This is a genomic window from Sulfuricaulis sp. (genome assembly GCF_040901545.1).
GTDB lineage: Bacteria > Pseudomonadota > Gammaproteobacteria > Acidiferrobacterales > Sulfurifustaceae > Sulfuricaulis.
The window spans coordinates 88,878-107,951 of record NZ_JBBDYL010000031.1 but is presented as its reverse complement, the minus strand read 5'-3'; the positions used below and the strand labels follow the sequence as shown (position 1 = coordinate 107,951).

Below are 19,074 nucleotides of genomic sequence, written 5' to 3'. Positions count from 1 at the left end.
TTCTTGCAGTTCAACCATTCGGCGTATAACAACAAACGCGCGACATCAGGGAAAGCAGTTACTCATAGGCTCTAGAAGGAACACAAAACGTGAACGGAGCTCCCATTACCACACCTCAGACTACGCCAATGCTTATCGATCGATTCGGCCGCAGCGTAACGTATGTACGCCTTTCGGTCACGGATCGCTGCGATTTTCGCTGTGTGTACTGCATGAGCGAAAAGATGACTTTTTTGCCTCGCGCCCAGATTCTGACACTGGAAGAAATCGCCTTTATCGCCCGCGCCTTCTCGGAACTGGGCGTGTACAAGATCCGGCTGACGGGTGGTGAGCCGCTGGTGCGGGAAAACGTAATTTGGCTGTTCCGCGAAATCGGCCAGTTACCGCAACTGCGCGAGATGGTGCTTACCACCAACGGCTCCCAGCTGGAAAGAATGGCGACCGGGCTGCGCGCCGCCGGCGTGCGGCGTATCAATATCAGCCTGGACAGCCTCGATCCTGAACGCTTCCGCCAAATCACGCGCGTGGGAGATCTGAACAAGGTTTTACGCGGCATTGCGGCGGCGCAGGCGGCCGGTTTTGAAAAAATCAAGCTCAATTCCGTGATCCTCAAAAATCGTAACCACGACGAGGTGTGCGATCTGGTCAATTTTGCCATCGACCGGGGCATGGACATCAGTTTCATCGAGGAAATGCCGCTGGGGATCATCAACGAACACGATCGCGCCGAGGCCTATTATTCGAGCGATGAAATCAAGCATGATTTGGAGCAGCGCTATACGCTCATCGCAACCACCGAAACGACCGGGGGACCCTCACGTTACTATCGCGTCACCGGAACGAACTCCCGGGTCGGTTTTATTTCCCCCCACAGCCATAATTTCTGCGCTTCGTGTAACCGCGTGCGCGTGACGACCGAAGGCCGCCTGCTGTTGTGTCTCGGTCAGGAACATTCGGTCGATTTACGCCGCGTTGTCCGCGGTTATCCCCGCGATCTCGATCGCCTCAAGCGGACTATCGCCGAGGCCATGGCGATCAAGCCCAAGGGGCACGAATTCAACCTGAAGGAACAGCCCGTTATTCTGCGCCACATGAGCGTGACCGGTGGCTGACATGTCGGATGAAGTAGCGCCCTATCGTCCGCGGCTGTCGAACGCGGGACTCGCCCCGACACACGCGGTCGTGGCGGTCGATGAATCGGGGCATGAACGCGACATGCACATTGCCGGGGAATTCCCCCTGACGCTCAAGGTCGACGGGCGTGAAGTGGTAACGCTGATGACGCTGGGTACCCGCCCCGAGGAACTCTCGCTCGGGTATCTGCGGAACCAGCGCCTGATCGAGGATATCGAACAGATCAAATCGGTTGAGGTGAACTGGGACCGGGAGGTGGTGCTGATCGAAACCACCCATGGTCAGGGCATCATCGATTGGGAACAGAAATTATCGAAACGCACCGTGACCACCGGTTGCGGCCAGGGAACGGTGTTCAGTTGCACCCTGGATAAACTCTACGATGTGAGGCTGCCGCGGGTCACGCTGCGTCAGTCGATGATTTACAAGTTGCTGCACTCCATCAGTCAATACAACGAAATTTACAAGCAGGCCGGTGCGGTACACGGTTGCGCGCTGTGTCGGGCCGATGAAGTCCTGATTTTCGTCGAGGATGTCGGCCGGCACAACGCCGCCGACGCCATCTCGGGGAGGATGTGGCTGGACCGGGTCACGGGCGAAGACAAGATCTTCTACACCACGGGCCGTCTCACCTCGGAAATCGTCATGAAGGCCGCGCACATGGGGATACCGGTGCTGTTGTCACGCTCGGGGATCACCCACATGGGACTGGAGCTGGCGCGCGAGCTGGGAATAATCATGATCGCCCGCACCAAGGGCAGGCATTTCCTGGTCTACCACGGGTCCGACGACATCGTCTTCGATGAACCGCCGGCAAACAAAAATATGCCGCCCCAGTCCAAGGCGGCCGGCTTTTCAGGCGACGCATGACGCAATCGATCGCGGACAAATCGGCCTCCGCCGTTTCGCCGGCGCTCAAGCTCGTTGACGAAACCCCGCGCGCGGCCAAGACGGCGGTCGAAGAACCGCCGCGCTTCATGAGCGTCCGGCAGGTGGCCGACTATTTGCATCTGAACGAGAAAAAAATCTATGCCCTGGCCAGCGAGGGCAATATCCCGGCGACAAAGATAACCGGCAAATGGCTGTTCCCGCGCCACCTCATCGACCAGTGGTTGCTGGAATCGAGTCACGGCGGCGTGCTCACCGACCGGATAGTACTGGTGGGAAGCGACGATCCGTTGATCAATCGCGCCATCATGCTGCTCACCAACCAGATTCAGACGCGCGCGCTGGTCAGCTACACCTGTACCGGGACACAACTCGGTCTGTCGTTGCTGGCGCGGCATCGCGCAGATATCTGCGCCATTCATTGGGGACCGGCCGCGGAAAGCGAAAAGCGGCATCCAGCCCTGATTGCCCAATTCCCGCAGCACCGCGATTGGGTGGTGGTTCGGGCATTTTATCGGGAACAGGGCCTCATTCTGGCGCCCGGATTCAAAAACCCGACCGACGATATCATGTGCCTGTTCGCGCCCGAGGTTCGCTGGGGGATGCGTCAGGAAGGCGCCGGATCGCAGCGATTTCTCGCCGAGACGCTCGCGATGCATAACGTCGATCCCTCCCGGCTCCGGGTTACGGCCCGGGCCAATTCAGAACGCGAGGTATCCTCCCTGATTTCCATGGGACAGGCGGACGTGGCTCCCGGCGCGCGCAGCGCGGCCACCGAGTTCGGGCTCGATTTTATTCCCATCGGGTGGGAAGCGTACGATTTCGCGTTGTACCGGGGTGTTTATTTCCGTGCCCTGTTCCGGAAACTTCTGGAACAATTGCGAGGACCGGAGTGTCAGCGCCTGGCGCAATTACTCGGCGGCTACGATTTCACCGACATGGAACGTCTGGTGTGGAGCGATTAACCACCGGTCAGGTTCGCGTTGCGTTGAAAGTTCAATGTAACTTGTAACGCCAGGGAGACGGATACCCAGCGTTTGAATACCCTTGCCCACTCCAAAACCTGTCACTATCACTTAACCAGTTCAGCGATCGCCTTGCCGAGGTCCACGGTTTTGGCGCGACCCCCCATGTCCGGAGTCAGCAGCCGAGGATCTTGCATCACCTTTTCAATCGCCCGTTCGATGGCGGCGGCCGCTTCCTTGTGGCCCAGATGCTCAAGCATCATGGCGCCCGACCATATCTGGCCAACGGGGTTGGCGATACCCTTGCCGGCGATGTCGGGCGCCGAACCGTGCACGGGCTCGAACATGCTGGGGAAATTTCGCTCCGGATTGATATTGCACGACGGCGCGATGCCGATCGTGCCCACGACCGCAGCGCCGAGATCGGACAATATATCGCCGAACAGGTTACTGGCCACGACAATATCGAACCGGTCGGGATGCAAGACAAAATGGGCCGACAGGATGTCTATATGATATTGATCCGTCCGGATATCGGGGTATTCGCGGGAAATCGCGGCAAATCGTTCGTCCCAGTATGGCATGGTGTGGATGATGCCGTTTGATTTTGTGGCCGACGTGACATGGCGCGCCTTGCGTGTGCGCGCGAGTTCGAACGCATAACGCATGATGCGATCGACTCCGGTGCGGGTAAACACGGATTCCTGCATGGCCATTTCGGCCGCAGTGCCGGCATAGATTCGACCACCGATGTTGGAATACTCGCCTTCGTTGTTTTCGCGCACCACCAGAAAATCAATGTCGCCGACCTGGCGGTCGCGCAACGGGCAAGGCAGGCCTTTCATCAGCCGCAGCGGGCGCAGCGAGACGTATTGCTGAAATTCCCGCCGGATAGGGATCAACAGTCCCCAGAGAGAAATATGATCCGGCACGCCGGGATAGCCGACGGCCCCGAGGTAAATCGCATCGTAATCACGCAAGGTCGCCAGCCCGTCGTCCGGCATCATGCGCCCCGTTTTATGATAGACCTCGCAGCTCCAGGGAAAGTGATCCCAGGAAAAACCAAAACCGAAGCGGCGGCCGGCCGACTCGAGTACCCGTATCCCTTCGGGCACGACTTCCTTGCCAATTCCGTCACCGGGTATCGTCGCGATTTTGTAACGCTTCATCGGCATTCCTCGTAATAAAATCAAATATTTCGGTGAATGGCATTTATCGTGCCGCCGGCGAAAGGATGGAATCTCCGGGGCGACTTGCAGCATTGCCGTCGCCGGTCCCTGCCGCGATTAAATCACGTTTTCCGGCTTCCCTGGCATTTCATATTCTCGTATTGTGCAAAGTACTTTACGCAGCACTGCCGATGAACCGGCACGCGCGGAGGACACTTAGCGTTGCCGGGACGGCGGCATGTAACCACGCAGCCATAGCAACACCAGTGGTCCGAAAACATAGCCCAGCGCGAGACTGGCGAATGCAAATCCCCATGCCAGGGGACTGTTGTTTCCTCCGGCAATATCGAGCACGCCGCCAAACACGACCGGCGCGACAAAGCCCGCTCCGAAACCCAGCATGGAATAGACCGCCATGGTGGCCCCACGCTGAGTCGTGAACGACGTGGCGACGACCCCGGCGGTCAATGCGGCCGAATCTCCCATGATGACAAGAAAGTACACAATGATCGTTGCCAGCACCAGACTCCAGGGTAGCGTGGCGGAAAATCCGACGACGCAAGCCAGTACGATGGAGGCCGTCATTATCGCTAACACCACGCGTCGGCGTCCCCAGTGCACAGCCAGTTCGTTCCCGATAATGCTCGCGCCAGGCCCCAGCAGATTGACGATGGCCGCGAACGTGGCGGCACTCCGGATCGGATGTTCCGTCCCCGATTGCAGGCTCAGCGCAAAGGCGAAAAAAACCACAACCCAGGAACGGAATCCGAACAATTCCCAGCAATGCGCGGCATAGGCCAGGATGTATCGGGTGGCGGATCGATTGCGGAATATGGGGCGAAAATCGAGCAAGTGGCTTGTGTGCGCGTGCGCCTGATCAGGCGATTTCGGTGGGAAAACGCCCATCACCAGCATCCCCGCGATCGCCGGCCCGATCGCAGCCAGGCCGAATGCCCAGCGCCAGTCAACCGCGGTGGCGATGGTTCCGGCGAACCACAGCGACAGGCTTGCACCCACGCCGAACGTTGACGTATAAAACGCCACGGATCGCGATTGTCTTTTTCCGGCGATGTGGTCGGAAAGGATCTTCAATCCCGGCATGTAGGTACCCGCCAATCCGGCTCCGGCAATGGCCTGAAACAGCAATGCCGACCAGAAACCATCCGCCCACAGCGCAAAACCCGAAGCACCGATCAGGGAAAGCGTGGTGGCGAACAGATAGATCCGGCGCGCGTCAATCCGGTCGGTAAGACTCGTAAGCACGGGAACGGCCGCCATGTAACCGGCGAAAAAAATACCGGTGATGAGACCGGCCTGAGAATTTGACAGACTCCAGGTATCGATCAGCAACGACAGCAAGGCCGGAGCCGTGGCAAACGGAATCATGCTCAGCACCTCTGCCGTGCATAGCACAACGACCACCTTCATATCGGGTAATTGAGTGGAGACGGTTCGGGTCACGTCAGCATACCGTCAGTTTAATATCCCGCTGGGAAATATAGACTCTGGCCAAAATACTTCATGACTTACATCGTCAGCCATTTCCACAACACAGCCACACCGACACCGCCGAACAGCGCGACAAGCAGATTTTTCGTTCGATACTGAATGATCAGCGCCGTCATCACGGCAGCCACCTTGATGGCCAATTCCGGCGGCTGCCCGACCGAACCCCCGTCGAACACGATCGAACGCGCCACAATACCGGCGGCGATGGCGAGCGATACGAAGGTCAAAAAGCGTAGATTGTTTTGGCCGACACGGTAAAGCCGGAGGGACATAAACGGGGCGACGCGGAGGGCATAAGTGCCAAATCCCGCTCCGGCGATCACCAGAGTCCATTCGATGGCGTTCATCTTTTTTCCGCAACGGTAATCGCGGCGCCCACACCCAGTGCGCTGACAAACACACCCCAACCGGGAAGTAACATTTCTACCGGCGGGGTAAAAACGAAACCGCACAGCACCGCCATGATTTCGTACCGGCCTTTGACGTCACTGGATAACAACAACGCGAAGTAAACCGGAAGAAACAGGGAGGCGCCGAACATAAACGCCGGTGGGAGATTGGCCCCGAAGGCGACGCCGATCAGCGTTCCAACCACGGCGGCGGGAAATACCACCACCGCCATACTGATAAAAAACTCGTGAAGATTAACGTGCTCGCTTTTTTTGCGCGATTGGAAAAAAGTCAACAGAAACGTCGATGCCGCCACAAATTGCGCCGAGGCCAGCATCCGGAGTCGTGGTACGCCGCTGAAGAGATGCGCCAACGTCAGGCTCATGAGGAAGAATCTCAGGTTTATCAGGACGCCGGCAAAAATCATTTGCACGATTGCCGCCGCACCCTGACCCGTGAGTTCGATTATCGCGAATTGGGCCGGAGCCGCGAATATAGCGATCGTAAGCAATACCGCGGCCGGCGCGGGCACGTCCGCCACACGAGCCGCGACGCCAAAACCGATGAAGATAGCTATAAAACTGGGGATTACTGAAACGCCCGCCCTGAACCCTTGCTTGCGGCTTGCATTCATATATTCATTTAAGGTTAAAACGTGATGCGCTACCTTGTCAGGTAACCATCGCGAAGCAATTCCCGTATCATGGACAAGACGCAAAGCCCGGCAATGGCCCATCTACCGGTGCACCCGGGATAACCGCCAGACAACCGGCCAACCCAACCGGGCATGGGCAATTACGGATAGCACCGGGTCAGAGCCGGACGTAACATCCGGGAAAATGACTGTGTTCGCGGGACGAGTCGCACACCAACGCATGCTTCACTGCAAACACATTCCTTGCTCGTGCGCTGCGGTTTTCAACCGCCAAGAAACAACCGGCCGACGTCGGGGTGCTCCAGCAGTTCACGTCCCTTGCCGGCTATGGCGACTGAACCGGACACCAGAACATATCCGATGTTGGCAAATTCAAGACCTTTCTTGGCATTCTGTTCCACCATCACGATAGCCTTGCCTTCGCTCCGTTGCAGATCGGTTAAAATTTCGAACACCATACCGATGAAGCGCGGCTCGAGTCCGATCGATGGCTCGTCGACCAGCAACACGCGCGGGTTCATTACCAGCGCGCGCGAAATTTCGAGCAAACGGCGCTCGCCGCCGGAAAGCACCCGCGCGGGCTGATTTCGGCGCTTGGCCAAACGATCGTATTTTTCAAACACACGTTCCGCCGATTCTTTGGCTTGGTCGGTTTGTTCCATCAGATATCCGCCCATCCACAGGTTTTCCTCGACGGTCATGTCGGGAAATACCGAGTTATCCTGAAGAATGTAGGCGATCCCCGCCTGCTTGAGTTTCTGGTTGGGGGATAACTTGGTGACGTCCTGGCCATCAAGGGAGATGCCGCCGGAAAAAATGCGCGTGAAGCCGTAAATCGAATGCAAGATCGTGGACTTGCCGGCGCCGTTCGGACCGATGAGACAAAGCGACTGGCCCGATGCCACCTGCAGGTTGATGCCGTGCAGAATTTCCATCATGCCGTAGCCGGCGACCAAATTGTCAATGCGGAGCAGCGGCGCGTGATTCGCAAGTTCGCCGATGCGTTCGATACCCGGACCTTGCTTGGCGAGCTGCGCGGCCTTTTCATCGACATCGTCAACCGACAGGATGTCATCGCCGGTTTTAGCACCCAGCACATAATCGTGCCCCGTGTCTTTGCAGGTGGAAGATTTGCGCTTTTTCGCCATCAGTGCGCGCCCAGATAGGCGTCGATCACGCGCTGGTCGTTTTGTATCTGGTCAGGCTTGCCTTCGGCGAGGAGTTCCCCGTGCGCCAGGCAATAAATGTATTCCGCGAGGTTCATGATCACGCGCATGTTGTGTTCGATGACGAACAGGGTAATGCCGAATTCCGTGTTGACCCGCTTCAAACGGTTCATCAGACCGTTGATCAAGGTAGGATTAATGCCCGCGGTTGGTTCATCGAGCAACAGCATCTTGGGTTTGGTCATCAGCGCCATGGCAAATTCGAGCAGCTTTTGCTGGCCGAAAGAAAGATCGCCGGCGCGCAGGCGGCGCTTGGAGTAAAGTCCCACGAACTCGAGCAGGCTCTCGGCCTTTTCCGTATCTTCGGCGTCCAGCCGGGAAAACATCGAATACCATGTCGCTTCACGCTGCGGGAGGCTGATGAGCATGTTTTGTACGCAGGTCATCTTGCCGTAGATGCGCGTCTGCTGAAACGTGCGTAACATCCCACGCCGCGCGATCTGCGGAACGCGCAGTTTCGAAATTTCATCGCCTTCAAAGCGGATGGTGCCGGCGTCGATGGGATGATAGCCGACGATTGAATTGAAAAGCGTGGTCTTGCCCGATCCGTTGGGACCGATCAGCCCGATGATCCTGCCTTCGTGTACCTTGAGGCTGATGTCATTGTTGGCGACGACTCCGCCAAAGGTCTTGCGCACGCGGCTCACTTCGAGGATCGATTTCACTCCGTCGCCCTCGCGTCGGGTTTTTCCTCAACCACGTGGCCGAAACGCTCCGGCCAGCGCTCGCGCGCCCAGCCCAGGATGCCGAGCGGGAAAAACACGACAATCAACACGATGAGCAGGCCCAGCGCCACGCGTTGCCAGCCCAGCAAATACGTCCAGAAAACCTCCTGGGTAACGTGAAACACCACGGCCCCGAGCACCGGTCCCCAGAGTGTTCCCTTGCCGCCGAGGATCGCCATGAGAACCATCCATACCCCGAAGGTCGGGCCGGCGAACGCCACGTCGCGCGGGTCGATAAATCCGATCATGTTTCCGACCACCGCGCCCGTCAAACCTAGAAAAAATGCCGAGATACACCAGGCCGTGATTTTGTACCGTGTTGTATGGATCCCCATCGCCTCGGCTTTATCCTCATCGTCGCGGATGGCGTTGAGCGCCAAACCAAATCTTCCGGAATACAACCAGCGCAAAACCGGAAACGTGATCACGGCCAAGGCAAACATGACGTAGTAAAAGAATTTCTCGCGGCCCCCCGGTTCTCCGGGGAAGATCGGTGTCACCATGCCGGAGCCGGCCCCGATGTAATCCCACCCGCTGGCGAATTCACCCGCCGCGATGCCGAGCCCAAGCGTGCAAATCGCGAAGTAGTGGCCCCGCAATCCCAGTATGCCTGATCCGAAAATCGCCGCGAAAACGACCGCGACCAGCGCACCCGCACCCATCCCCAGGAAGAGCGCGGGGTAATATCCCAAACCGGAGTCGCGTTGGATGACGGCACAGACATACATGCCGACACCGAAGAACAGAATATTGCCAAACGAGTTATAACCCATTTGGCCGCCGAGGATGTCCCACGTCAGCGCGAAAACAACCATCACCCACAGGAAAGCCATTTGCGTGCGATAATCCGGGGCGACCGAAGGGGCGGCGAGCGCCACGGCCACGATAATTGAATAAAACAATATGCGTTTGACCGTATCCGTCATTTCAAATACCGGCGCTGGCGGTTCAGCCAGAAGCGACGCCACATCAGGATAATCACCAGCAGTCCGAATACGAACGCCGCCTGGTATTCGGCGCCGAAAATAAATCCGGCGAAGTTTTCCGCCGCGCCGAGCCCCAGGCCCGCGGCCAACACCGCGGCCACGTTACCCAACCCCGCCACGATCACGATCATGAAGGAGCGGATGGTATACGGCAGTCCGAGATAAGGATGGATGATCCAGGTCATGGCGACGAGCGCGCCGGCGGCGCCGCAGATCGCGGCGTTGAGGCCGAAGGTGGCGGCGTAAACCCGGTCGGTGTCGATGCCCATGATGCGTGCGGCCCGCGCGTTCTGCGCCGTGGCGCGAATCGCCTGTCCGAGTCGCGATTGCTTGAGAAACAACAGCAGCAGCCCCCCGAGTGCCAGGGCCGCAATGAAGGCGACGAGCTTGATCTCCGCGACCGTTACCTGACCGTCGAATAACACCAGCGTTCCAAATCCGGACTCGGCGGTACGGACGTCGGCGCCGAAAAGTTCGTTGGCGAGCTGTTGCAGCAGGATACTGAGGCCGAATGTCGCCAGGATTGAAATGAACAGATCCTTGTCGACGACGCGAAAGATGATGGTTTTATACAGCGACCACCCGAAAATAAACAACACGACCGCGGCCAATGGAATGCCGAAGAACGGATGGATACCGGCGGCGTAAAGAAAGAAGGCGACATATCCCCCGAGCATCACGAACTCGCCCTGGGCGATATTGATCACGTTCATGACGCCCCAGACCAGCGCCATGCCGAAGGCGGCCAGGGCGAAGATGGCGCCGATCAGCATGCCGTCGAGCAGCAGTTGCACCGACAACACCGGGGCCTGAAAGAGAAGCTGGATACTGTCCATGGCCGTAGAAATCGCCCCGCCCGGACTTTATTGCCGGGACGGGGCGTTTACTTTTTTTTATTGCGGCAACTTGCGTGGGTACTCCAGCTTCGCGGCCGCGTACTTGGACGGCGCCACCACGTTGTACTGTCCCTTCTGGATTTGGTAGAGCACCATCGGCTTCGCGGTGTTCATGCCGGTCTTGTCGAACTTGACGGGCCCATAAAACGTCATGAGGTCCGTGGCGGCAATGGCATCGCGTACCTTTTCTTTGTCGAACGATTGGGCGCGCGTGAAGGCATCGATGTAGACCAGCGCCGCCGCCGTCGACTCGGCCGCCTGGTAAGGAGGAGTATAATTAAACTCCGCCGCGAACCGGTTGGCATAATCGTCTGCCGATCCAAACCATTTGTCACGATAGCTTAACGTCCGGTCCCACTGCGATGCACAAAGAAGGCCTTCCGACTCAGCGGGCATGGTCTGGGCCAGTTTAGCCGAGTCGCAATGGGTCGTGGCAATCATAGGAACGTCCACTTTCATGTCCTTCACTTGGCGCGCGACAAGTACCGCACCCTTGGCATGACCCGAAACAACCAGCAGATCGGGTTTCACCGCCTTGACCTTGGTCAGCGTGGCCGACATGTCGTTGAGTTCGGGCGGCAGCTTGTCGTCGATCACGATCTTCATGCCGTGACGCTTGGCGTCTTCAACGACGCCGTCCCGCACGTCCTGGCTGAAGGGGTCATTCTCAAACGCCATGGCGATCTTCAGCTTGGAGGGGTCTTTACCCTGACTTTTTGCCATTTCAGCCGCCAAGTTTACGGCCTCGCGCAAATAATAGTCCGAGGTCGACAGCACGGCGAACAGATAGCGGTAGCCTTGCGTGAACAGCTCGCGGGCGGCGCCGTTGCCTTCCACATGCGGGATTTTGTACTTCTCGGTTACCGGCGCGATGGCCTTGGTGAGTCCCGAGCTGTACGGCCCAAGGAGGAATTGCACCCCGTCCTGGTTGATCAGCCGTTCGGCGAGCTGCGCGCCGCGGGCGGGCGTGGATTCATCGTCGTAGTAGGTTACCTTGAGCTTGTAGGATTTCCCGCCGACTTTGACACCACCCATTTCATTAATGCGCTTGACGGCAAGATCGTAGCCGTCCTTCGTGTTCTTGCCGTTGGTGGAATACTTGCCGGTCAAGGATACCGCGGCGCCCAGAACTATCGTATCGCCCTCTACTTTGGCGTTGCCGGTACCGGACACCGCGAGAAACAGCGATGCGACACCGAGCGCCAAAAACAATCGTGTGTTCTCAAATTTCACCATTTGCCCCTCCTGTTTCGTTTAAGTTGGTGTAATGGGTTCCGATCCGAATTCCGGCTCGACCCTATCCGCTGTTGTAAAAACCAAGTCAGTCTAACGTACATTATCCGCTCTGGCGAGCCACCCCGGATTCAAATCTTGCCCTACAACATCAAGGAAATTATGTGTCACCGGTATATTTGCAAACATGCGCCAGCACCATGGCATCAGCATACCTGACGAAGCATGTATCGCCAACTGTAGCGAAACATATCCCGTAAACTGTCTCCGGAGCTGTATATATGGATGGAGTATTTAATGTGAGAAAGCGGTTACCTTGCGATTATTTGTGAAAAACAATCGATTAAGTCTATTAATCTTTTCAATTCAAACACAATTTCCATTATTAATCAGTTATCATGATACGGAAAATTATTCCTGACTGAATCGACGGTTTGTTCGTATTGCTTTAAAATCATTCTTAAAATTGACCCCTAAACCGGGCGCATGATATATCACGTCCGGACGAATCCCGGTTTTCCCCGGAGGAAATCACCAGATGCCCGTCCTTAGCCGCCGTACCAGTGAGCTCGGTACCGAAAATGCCTTCGTGGTACTGGCGGAAGTCAGCGATCTGCAACGACAAGGCCAGGACATCATCTCGTTCTGCATCGGCCAACCCGACTTTCCCACTCCGGTCAATATTCAGCAAGCGGCGATCAAGGCGATTCATGACAACAAGCACGGTTACACGCCCTCTGCCGGCATTCTCGAGCTGCGCGAAGCGGTGGCCCGGGACATTGGGCAACGGCGCGGCGTTCCGGTCAGTCCGGACGATGTGGTGGTGGGCGCGGGAGCCAAACCGTTTATCGCCTATACCATTCTTTCGGTTACAGATCACGGCGCGGGCGATGAGGTCATCTACCCGAATCCCGGATTTCCGATATACGAATCGCAGATTCGCGCCCTGGGCGCGGTACCGGTACCGATCCCGCTGCACGAGGCGCGCGGATTTAATTTCGAACCGCGCGAGCTGGAATCCAGAATCACGCCGAAAACCAGGCTGCTGATTCTGAATTCACCGCACAATCCAACCGGCGGAATCATCCCGCGCCCGGCGATGGAGGCCATCGCGAATATTCTGCGCCAACATCCGCAGGTATGGATTTTCGCCGACGAGGTTTATTCCCGCCTGGTGTACGAGGGCGATTTTGTCTCGATCGCGCAATTTCCCAGCCTGCTTGAGCGCACCATCATTTGTGACGGCGCGTCAAAAACCTGGGCCATGACCGGATGGCGTCTGGGCTATGCGGTAAACAAGACGCTGGCGCCCACCTTCGCCCGCTGGGTAACCAATACCGAGTCCTGCGCCTCGCACATCAGCCAGTGGGCCGCGGTCGAAGCCATCAACGGCCCGCAGGACGCGGCCGGACAGATGCGCGATCGTTTTATGGAACGCCGCAATTTGATCGTCAATCTGCTCAACCAGGTGCCGGGAGTCAACTGCCAGAACCCGGGCGGCGCGTTTTACGTGTGGCCGAATGTGACCACAGCGTGCGCGCTGATCGGCGCCAAGGACTCGGAGGAATTTCGCTCGCGGCTACTGAACGATGCCGGTGTCGCGGTGCTTGCCGATATTCATTTCGGTGCGCGCGTGCTGAATGAAGGTCAGCACATTCGTTTCAGTTACGCGGCTTCCCGGCAAGCCATTGAGCAAGGTGTGGCGCGCCTGGCGGATTTCATCCGCGCCAATACCCGGGTCAGGGAAAAAGTCGTTACCTAAAAACTCCCCGGCGACGGGCTATGACTGGGGTCAGTCGATGAGCCGTGTCGGAACAATCACTTCGGAATACAGTGTCCGGTGCACCGGGCATTTGTTGGCAATGTCGAGCAATCGCGCGCGCTGGGAAGCATCGAGAGCGCCCTGCAACTCAATCTCCCGATCGATCCTGTCGATCTTTCCCTCCTTCGTTTCGCATTCGGCGCAGTCCCGGGCATGGATCTTTTCATGCTTGAGACGCACTGTGACATGCTCCAACGGCCAATTTTTCCGATCGGCATACAGACGCAGCGTCATGGACGTGCAGGCGCCGAGACTCGCCAGCAGCAAATCGTAGGGCGAGGGACCGGTATCGGTGCCGCCAAAGCTTTCCGGCTCGTCGGCGCGCAGATGATGACCGCCGACGGCGATCGATTGCGTGAATTTGTTCTCCAGCGTTTCGCTGACGGTCACCACGCCTGCTTCCGCAGGAACAGCCGGGCGGCGGAGCCGGTTTGACATAACGGCTGGCCCACGAGGCCAGAACGGAAGCGACATAAAGCGCGTCTTCCTTTCGCGTCAGGAGATGGTCGGCGTCGTCGAGCGATATAAAACTTTTCGGATGCTTCGCGGCCGCAAAGATCATCCCCGCATTCTCGATACTGACCGTGGTATCGCGGGGAGAGTGAAATATCAATAACGCCTTGCGCAGATGGGCAAGGTACCGGTTGCTGTTCTGACTGGAAATATCGTCCAGAAACTGCTGTTTGATGCGGAATTTTCTTCCGGCAATCGTGACATCGGCCGCCCCCGCCGCCTCGATTTCCGGTGTCACTCCCTCCAGCAAACGGCGCACATGCGCCGGATCGTACGGCGCGCCGATCGTGGACACTGCCGCCGATTCAGGAATTTGTTCCGCCGCAGCCAGGACGGCCGCTCCCCCCAGACTGTGACCGACCAGAATACGGGGAGCCTGATGGTGCTCACGCAGCCACGAAGCCGCCGCGACGAGATCGGCGACATTGGAGGAAAAATTCGTGTTGGCAAAATCTCCTTCGCTCGCGCCCAGACCGGTAAAATCAAACCGTAAAACACCCAGGCCGTTATCGGTCAGCGCGGCGCTGATGCGGGACGCGGCGAGGCTGTCCTTGGAACAAGTGAAACAATGGGCAAACAGGGCGAACGCCGCGGGCGGCGTTACGGGCAGATCAAGACGGGCCGCGAGCCGGTCTCCCAGGGCGCCGGGAAAATGGATCAGTGCGCGAATCTTGCTCATGAGGTAGTCCTCCAGGATTCAAGTCAGATGCCGGCGATCCGGCTCATGGCGAGGAGTGTGCAGCGATTCAAGTCACCGCTTTTCATTCTTTTTCAGCAAGTGGTTTAACACAAATGACAACACCTCATCACCGTGCTGGTTCATGGCGGAGTAACGCAGCCGCAGAATTCCCCGGTCTGGTTTCGACGAGGATGGCTTGATTTCCAGCACTTCGGTTCTGGTTTTCAGGGTATCGCCGGGTCGCACGGGCGCGCGCCATTTCAGATCGTCGATTCCCGGCGATCCCAGGCTCGATTTCGCCAAAATTCCTTTCTGGATGAACAGGCGGAAACAGACGGCCAATGTCTGGAATCCGCTCGCAATCAATCCTCCGTAAATGGAATCTGCCGCCGCATTAACGTCCAGATGAAAATGTTGCGGATCGTATTTCAGGGCGAAGTCGATGATTTCGCTTTCCGTGATCGTTACGCCGTCAGACAGGAAAGTATCTCCTGCCTTGAAGTCGTCCAAAAACAATTCCGCCATGATAAATTTCCCCAGAATTTAGAAAAAATAGAACTGCGGGTAAACGCTGAGCGCGACAAACCTCATCTATTCTTTCGGGCGAATCGTGCCCTAATCATGCAGGATTTTCGACAGAAATTCCCTTGCCCGCTCGCTGCGCGGCGTTCCGAAAAATTCTTCCCTTCCGGCATCCTCGACGATCCGGCCTTCATCCATGAAAACAACCCGGTGAGCGACCTTCTTGGCGAAACCCATTTCGTGGGTGACCACCATCATGGTCATGCCTTCCTTGGCCAGTTCCACCATCACATCCAGCACTTCATTAATCATTTCCGGATCCAGAGCGGAGGTCGGCTCGTCGAACAACATGCAGATCGGATCCATGGCCAAGGCCCGGGCAATCGCGACGCGCTGTTGCTGGCCGCCGGAAAGCTGGCCGGGGTATTTGTGCGCCTGTTCGGTCAATCCCACCCGCTTCAGGAGTTTTTGACCTCGCTCCTCCGCCTCCTCCCGGGTACGACCGCGCACCTTGGTCTGCGCCAGACAGAGATTATCGATGATGGTCATGTGAGGGAACAGTTCAAAGTGCTGAAACACCATGCCCACCCGCGACCGGAGTTTCGAAAGCTTGGTTGTGGGAGCGCCCACCGAGATCCCGTCAACAGAAATTTCGCCCTGCTGGAACGGCTCGAGCCCGTTGACACACTTGATCAGCGTGCTCTTGCCGGACCCGGAAGGACCGCACACGACGACCACCTCGCCCTTGTGAATTTCGGTCGAACAGTCGTTCAATACCTGGAACTTGCCGTACCACTTGCTTACATGCTTTGCGACAATCATCGGTTCCGGCATGATACGATCCTCAGTGAACGATGGCGATCCGGCTCTGCAACCGCTTCACCATTTGGGACACGGTGAAACAAATCACTGAGTAGACAAGAGCGACGAACAGATACATTTCCACCAGACGACCGTCGCGCTGGGCGACCTTGGCGGCCGCGCCCACGAAGTCCGTCGCCGAAATGACGTAAACCAGCGAGGTGTCCTGGAAGAGAATAATAAGCTGGGTAAGCAATACCGGGATCATGTTGCGAAACGCCTGCGGCAGAATCACCAGGCGCATGGTCTGGGCGTAGGTCAGTCCGAGCGCGTAGGCCGCGTACACCTGGCCTTTTGGAATCGACTGAATACCGGCACGCATGATCTCGCAAAAGTAGGCTGCTTCGAACATAATGAAGGTAATAATCGCCGTCCGTTCGGCGCCCATCTGCGGCGGACGCTCGGCACCGGAAATGCCCTGCACTACCAGAGGAACCAGAAAGAAAAACCAGAAGATAACCAGGATGAGCGGAATGGAGCGCATCAGGTTCACGTAGCCGGCGGCAACATAAGCCAGAAATTTGACCGCGGAAAGCCGGGCAAGCGCCAACAACGTGCCGAAGAAGAGTCCGCCGAGTGCCGCCGTGCCAGTCAACTGGACGGTGTACTGGAACCCTTTCCAGAGATAGGGCAGTGAGCGCTGAATGACGTCGAAATCGAGCGTCATGGGCGGTTTACCTCGATCCACCGGCGATAAAGCCGGGGACGGCGGTTTTTCGTTCGATAGTCGCCATGACCCGGTTGGCGGTCATCGCAATGACGATATAGATCAAGGTCGCGGCCGTGAACGCCTCAAAGAAATTAAACGTGTATTCACCCATCTCGCGCGCACGGAACGTCAACTCCGCAAGGCCGATGGTCAAGGCAATCGAGGAATTCTTGATCAGGTTCATGCTCTCGCTGGTCAGCGGCGGAATGACGATGCGAAACGCCATCGGCAGCAATACATGCCGATAAACCTGCGTTGGCGTAAGCCCGAGCGCCATGCCGGCATAACGCTGACCGGTCGACAACGACTGAATGCCGGCGCGAACCTGTTCGGCAATCCGGGCCGACGTGAACAGCCCCAGGCACACGATCGCCGCCAGAAATTGAGCGGTTCCCGGATCGACTTGAATCACCCAGCGCTTGAGCGGCGGAATAAGTTCCGGCGCCACGAAATACCAGAGAAACATCTGCACCAGCAAGGGTATGTTGCGAAAGACCTCAACCCATGTCTTGGCCAGGAGCACCAACCAGGGATTGGTTGTCGTGCGAATAGTGCCGATCACAGAACCGAGCGCCAGGGCGATAACCCAGGCGCAGGCCGACACGGCCAGCGTCCAGCCGATTCCCGCTACGATCAGCTCCCAGTAATACTCACCGCCGCCAGGAACTTCCTGAAAGAAGACGCCCCAGTTCCAGTGATAATTCATCGAACACCATGCCCTCAAGCTGGCGCCACGGGAAGCGGCGCAACATTTTTCGTTTTACGGCATATATCAGCGGCTAGACAATTTACCAAAAAAAGGGCCGGCAGCGGTTTCTCGCGCTCCGGCCCATGATTATTTCAGCGGGCTGAGGACGGTCCCGATTATTCAACGCCTTTGTCGTTCGGGTTCTTAAATGCTTCCTTGATCTGGGGCGTCTGCGGGAAATTCATGTTGATCCCCTTCGGCGGGATCGGATTGTTAAACCACTTGGCGTAGATCTTGTCGATTTCACCGGATTTCATGACGCCCCCGACGGCTTTATCAACCAAGGCCTTGAATGGCGGATCGTCCCTGCGCAGCATCATGCTGTAAGGTTCCTGCCGCAGCGATTCCTTGAGTATCGTGAAATCACCCGGGTTGCTTGAATTGGCAATCTGCCCGGCGAGCAGGATATCGTCCATAATGAACGCCGCGGAGCGATCCTGCGCCAGAAGGAGAAACGATTCGGCGTGATCCTTGCCGTAAATCTCCTTTACGCTCACATTGGCGGTTTTTTCATATTTCTTGAGCAATGGAACCGAGGTGGTGCCCGATGTGGTTGAAATCGTTTTGCCGTTCAGGTTAGCCAGGCTCCTGATGCCTGAATTCTTCTTGACCGCCGCGGTGACGTTGATCACGAAATACGTCGGGCCAAAAGCCACCTGCTGTTGCCGGGAAACGGAATTGGTGGTCGAACCGCATTCGAGATCGATGGTGCCGTTCTGCATCAGCGGAATCCGGTTGGCCGAGGTAACCGGCTGGAGATTGACTTTCAGATTCGGCATCTTGAGCTCGGTTTTGACCGCGTCAACAATCTTCATGCATAGGTCCATCGCATAGCCCACCGGCTGCTGCTTATCGTCGAGGTATGAAAAAGGGATCGAGGATTCCCGGTGTCCGATGGTGATCGAGCCTGTGTCCTTGATTTTTTTTAGCGTACCGGTCAATTGCTCCGCCATCGCGGGAGCGACCAGCAAACCGAATGACACTACCCAAAGCAGCAAACTTGCCGAACGTTTCATGATACCTCCTACCGCCTGATGTTATTGTGAGGTGCCGACCCTTAAAATAGAACGACACAGCTAAAATCCGTGCAATCTAGACTACCCATTGGACGGGATATTGTCCATATTGTGCCCGCGGCGCAGTAACTTCCCATTAGTGCCGCCCGTGAATTTTTCCGTCGTTGCTGAACCGGCCTCGGGACGGCCTTAAAGATTTATCCCAGAGTTATGTCATCCTCCACGGTATGGCGCAAGCCAATTCCTTTTATTTCAAGCGTCATTTGCGCCTTGAGATTATCGCCCGCTTTTACTTTACCCGCGTGATGACTCTCACGCACGGCGCGCTCAATTTCGCGCTGCGAGGTGATACCGACTTTTTTCAGAAATTTGCGAATTGCCATGTTAAGTTTCTCTTCATCAATGGATGATTTAGTCATACTTTTTCT

The 19,074-nt window shown here is 57.0% G+C and carries 19 protein-coding genes and 1 pseudogene; 4 read left to right on the top strand and 16 right to left on the bottom strand.

What is annotated here, in order from left to right:
• The first annotated feature begins 128 nt into the window (after positions 1-128).
• The 3 genes from moaA (at position 129) to WD823_RS05690 (ending at position 2,987) form a co-directional block, all read left to right on the top strand.
• Entirely contained in the window at positions 129-1,112 is a 984-nt protein-coding gene (gene moaA / locus WD823_RS05700; protein WP_368428510.1) for a GTP 3',8-cyclase MoaA, read from the top strand.
• A gap of 1 nt (position 1,113) precedes the next feature.
• Positions 1,114-2,004, top strand: coding sequence for a formate dehydrogenase accessory sulfurtransferase FdhD (locus tag WD823_RS05695; RefSeq protein WP_368428509.1), 891 nt, complete (start codon positions 1,114-1,116; stop codon positions 2,002-2,004).
• A 107-nt stretch (positions 2,005-2,111) separates the two neighbouring features.
• Entirely contained in the window at positions 2,112-2,987 is an 876-nt protein-coding gene (locus WD823_RS05690; RefSeq protein WP_368428546.1) for a substrate-binding domain-containing protein, read from the top strand.
• 107 nt (positions 2,988-3,094) lie between these two features.
• Here the strand turns inward: WD823_RS05690 and WD823_RS05685 are convergent, their stop codons facing one another.
• The 9 genes from WD823_RS05685 to WD823_RS05645 form a co-directional block, all read right to left on the bottom strand.
• Positions 3,095-4,156, bottom strand: a complete 1,062-nt coding sequence (locus tag WD823_RS05685) for a tartrate dehydrogenase (protein WP_368428508.1) — start codon at positions 4,154-4,156, stop codon at positions 3,095-3,097.
• Between the two features lie 216 nt (positions 4,157-4,372).
• Positions 4,373-5,584, bottom strand: a complete 1,212-nt coding sequence (locus WD823_RS05680) for a nitrate/nitrite transporter (RefSeq protein WP_368428507.1) — start codon at positions 5,582-5,584, stop codon at positions 4,373-4,375.
• Between the two features lie 98 nt (positions 5,585-5,682).
• Positions 5,683-6,012: an AzlD domain-containing protein gene (locus WD823_RS05675; RefSeq protein WP_368428506.1), complete on the bottom strand. Its 330-nt coding sequence runs from the start codon at positions 6,010-6,012 to the stop codon at positions 5,683-5,685.
• Positions 6,009-6,689 carry an AzlC family ABC transporter permease gene (locus tag WD823_RS05670; protein ID WP_368428505.1) on the bottom strand — a complete coding sequence of 227 codons (681 nt, stop codon included), beginning with the start codon at positions 6,687-6,689 and terminating at the stop codon, positions 6,009-6,011. The genes WD823_RS05675 and WD823_RS05670 overlap by 4 nt, the downstream gene beginning before the upstream one ends.
• 284 nt (positions 6,690-6,973) lie before the next feature.
• Positions 6,974-7,858, bottom strand: coding sequence for an ABC transporter ATP-binding protein (locus tag WD823_RS05665; protein WP_368428504.1), 885 nt, complete (start codon positions 7,856-7,858; stop codon positions 6,974-6,976).
• Complete coding sequence (locus tag WD823_RS05660) at positions 7,858-8,601, bottom strand: ABC transporter ATP-binding protein (RefSeq protein WP_368428503.1); 744 nt, start codon at positions 8,599-8,601, stop codon at positions 7,858-7,860. Before WD823_RS05660 ends, WD823_RS05665 begins: the two co-directional genes overlap by 1 nt.
• A complete protein-coding gene (locus WD823_RS05655) occupies positions 8,598-9,494 on the bottom strand; it encodes a branched-chain amino acid ABC transporter permease (protein WP_368428545.1) in 897 nt (298 codons plus the stop codon). The genes WD823_RS05660 and WD823_RS05655 overlap by 4 nt, the downstream gene beginning before the upstream one ends.
• A gap of 89 nt (positions 9,495-9,583) precedes the next feature.
• A complete protein-coding gene (locus WD823_RS05650) occupies positions 9,584-10,483 on the bottom strand; it encodes a branched-chain amino acid ABC transporter permease (protein ID WP_368428502.1) in 900 nt (299 codons plus the stop codon).
• A gap of 57 nt (positions 10,484-10,540) precedes the next feature.
• Positions 10,541-11,779: an amino acid ABC transporter substrate-binding protein gene (locus WD823_RS05645; RefSeq protein WP_368428501.1), complete on the bottom strand. Its 1,239-nt coding sequence runs from the start codon at positions 11,777-11,779 to the stop codon at positions 10,541-10,543.
• Between the two features lie 535 nt (positions 11,780-12,314).
• On the opposite strand from WD823_RS05645, the gene WD823_RS05640 reads away from it, so the two are divergent.
• Positions 12,315-13,538 (top strand): pyridoxal phosphate-dependent aminotransferase, encoded by a 1,224-nt coding sequence (locus tag WD823_RS05640; protein WP_368428500.1) that lies wholly within the window; start codon positions 12,315-12,317, stop codon positions 13,536-13,538.
• Between the two features lie 30 nt (positions 13,539-13,568).
• Here WD823_RS05640 and WD823_RS05635 read toward each other — a convergent pair.
• The 7 genes and pseudogenes from WD823_RS05635 to WD823_RS05605 form a co-directional block, all read right to left on the bottom strand.
• Positions 13,569-14,790, bottom strand: a pseudogene (locus tag WD823_RS05635) (alpha/beta fold hydrolase).
• Between the two features lie 72 nt (positions 14,791-14,862).
• Positions 14,863-15,315, bottom strand: coding sequence for a MaoC family dehydratase (locus tag WD823_RS05630; RefSeq protein WP_368428499.1), 453 nt, complete (start codon positions 15,313-15,315; stop codon positions 14,863-14,865).
• Between the two features lie 90 nt (positions 15,316-15,405).
• A complete protein-coding gene (locus tag WD823_RS05625; RefSeq protein WP_368428544.1) occupies positions 15,406-16,134 on the bottom strand; it encodes an amino acid ABC transporter ATP-binding protein in 729 nt (242 codons plus the stop codon).
• Between the two features lie 22 nt (positions 16,135-16,156).
• Entirely contained in the window at positions 16,157-16,840 is a 684-nt protein-coding gene (locus WD823_RS05620; RefSeq protein WP_368428498.1) for an amino acid ABC transporter permease, read from the bottom strand.
• Positions 16,841-16,847: 7 nt separating this feature from the next.
• A complete protein-coding gene (locus tag WD823_RS05615) occupies positions 16,848-17,588 on the bottom strand; it encodes an amino acid ABC transporter permease (RefSeq protein WP_368428497.1) in 741 nt (246 codons plus the stop codon).
• A 158-nt stretch (positions 17,589-17,746) separates the two neighbouring features.
• Positions 17,747-18,646, bottom strand: a complete 900-nt coding sequence (locus WD823_RS05610) for a transporter substrate-binding domain-containing protein (RefSeq protein ID WP_368428496.1) — start codon at positions 18,644-18,646, stop codon at positions 17,747-17,749.
• 197 nt (positions 18,647-18,843) lie between these two features.
• A complete protein-coding gene (locus WD823_RS05605) occupies positions 18,844-19,065 on the bottom strand; it encodes a DUF6494 family protein (protein ID WP_368428495.1) in 222 nt (73 codons plus the stop codon).
• Positions 19,066-19,074 lie beyond the last annotated feature (9 nt).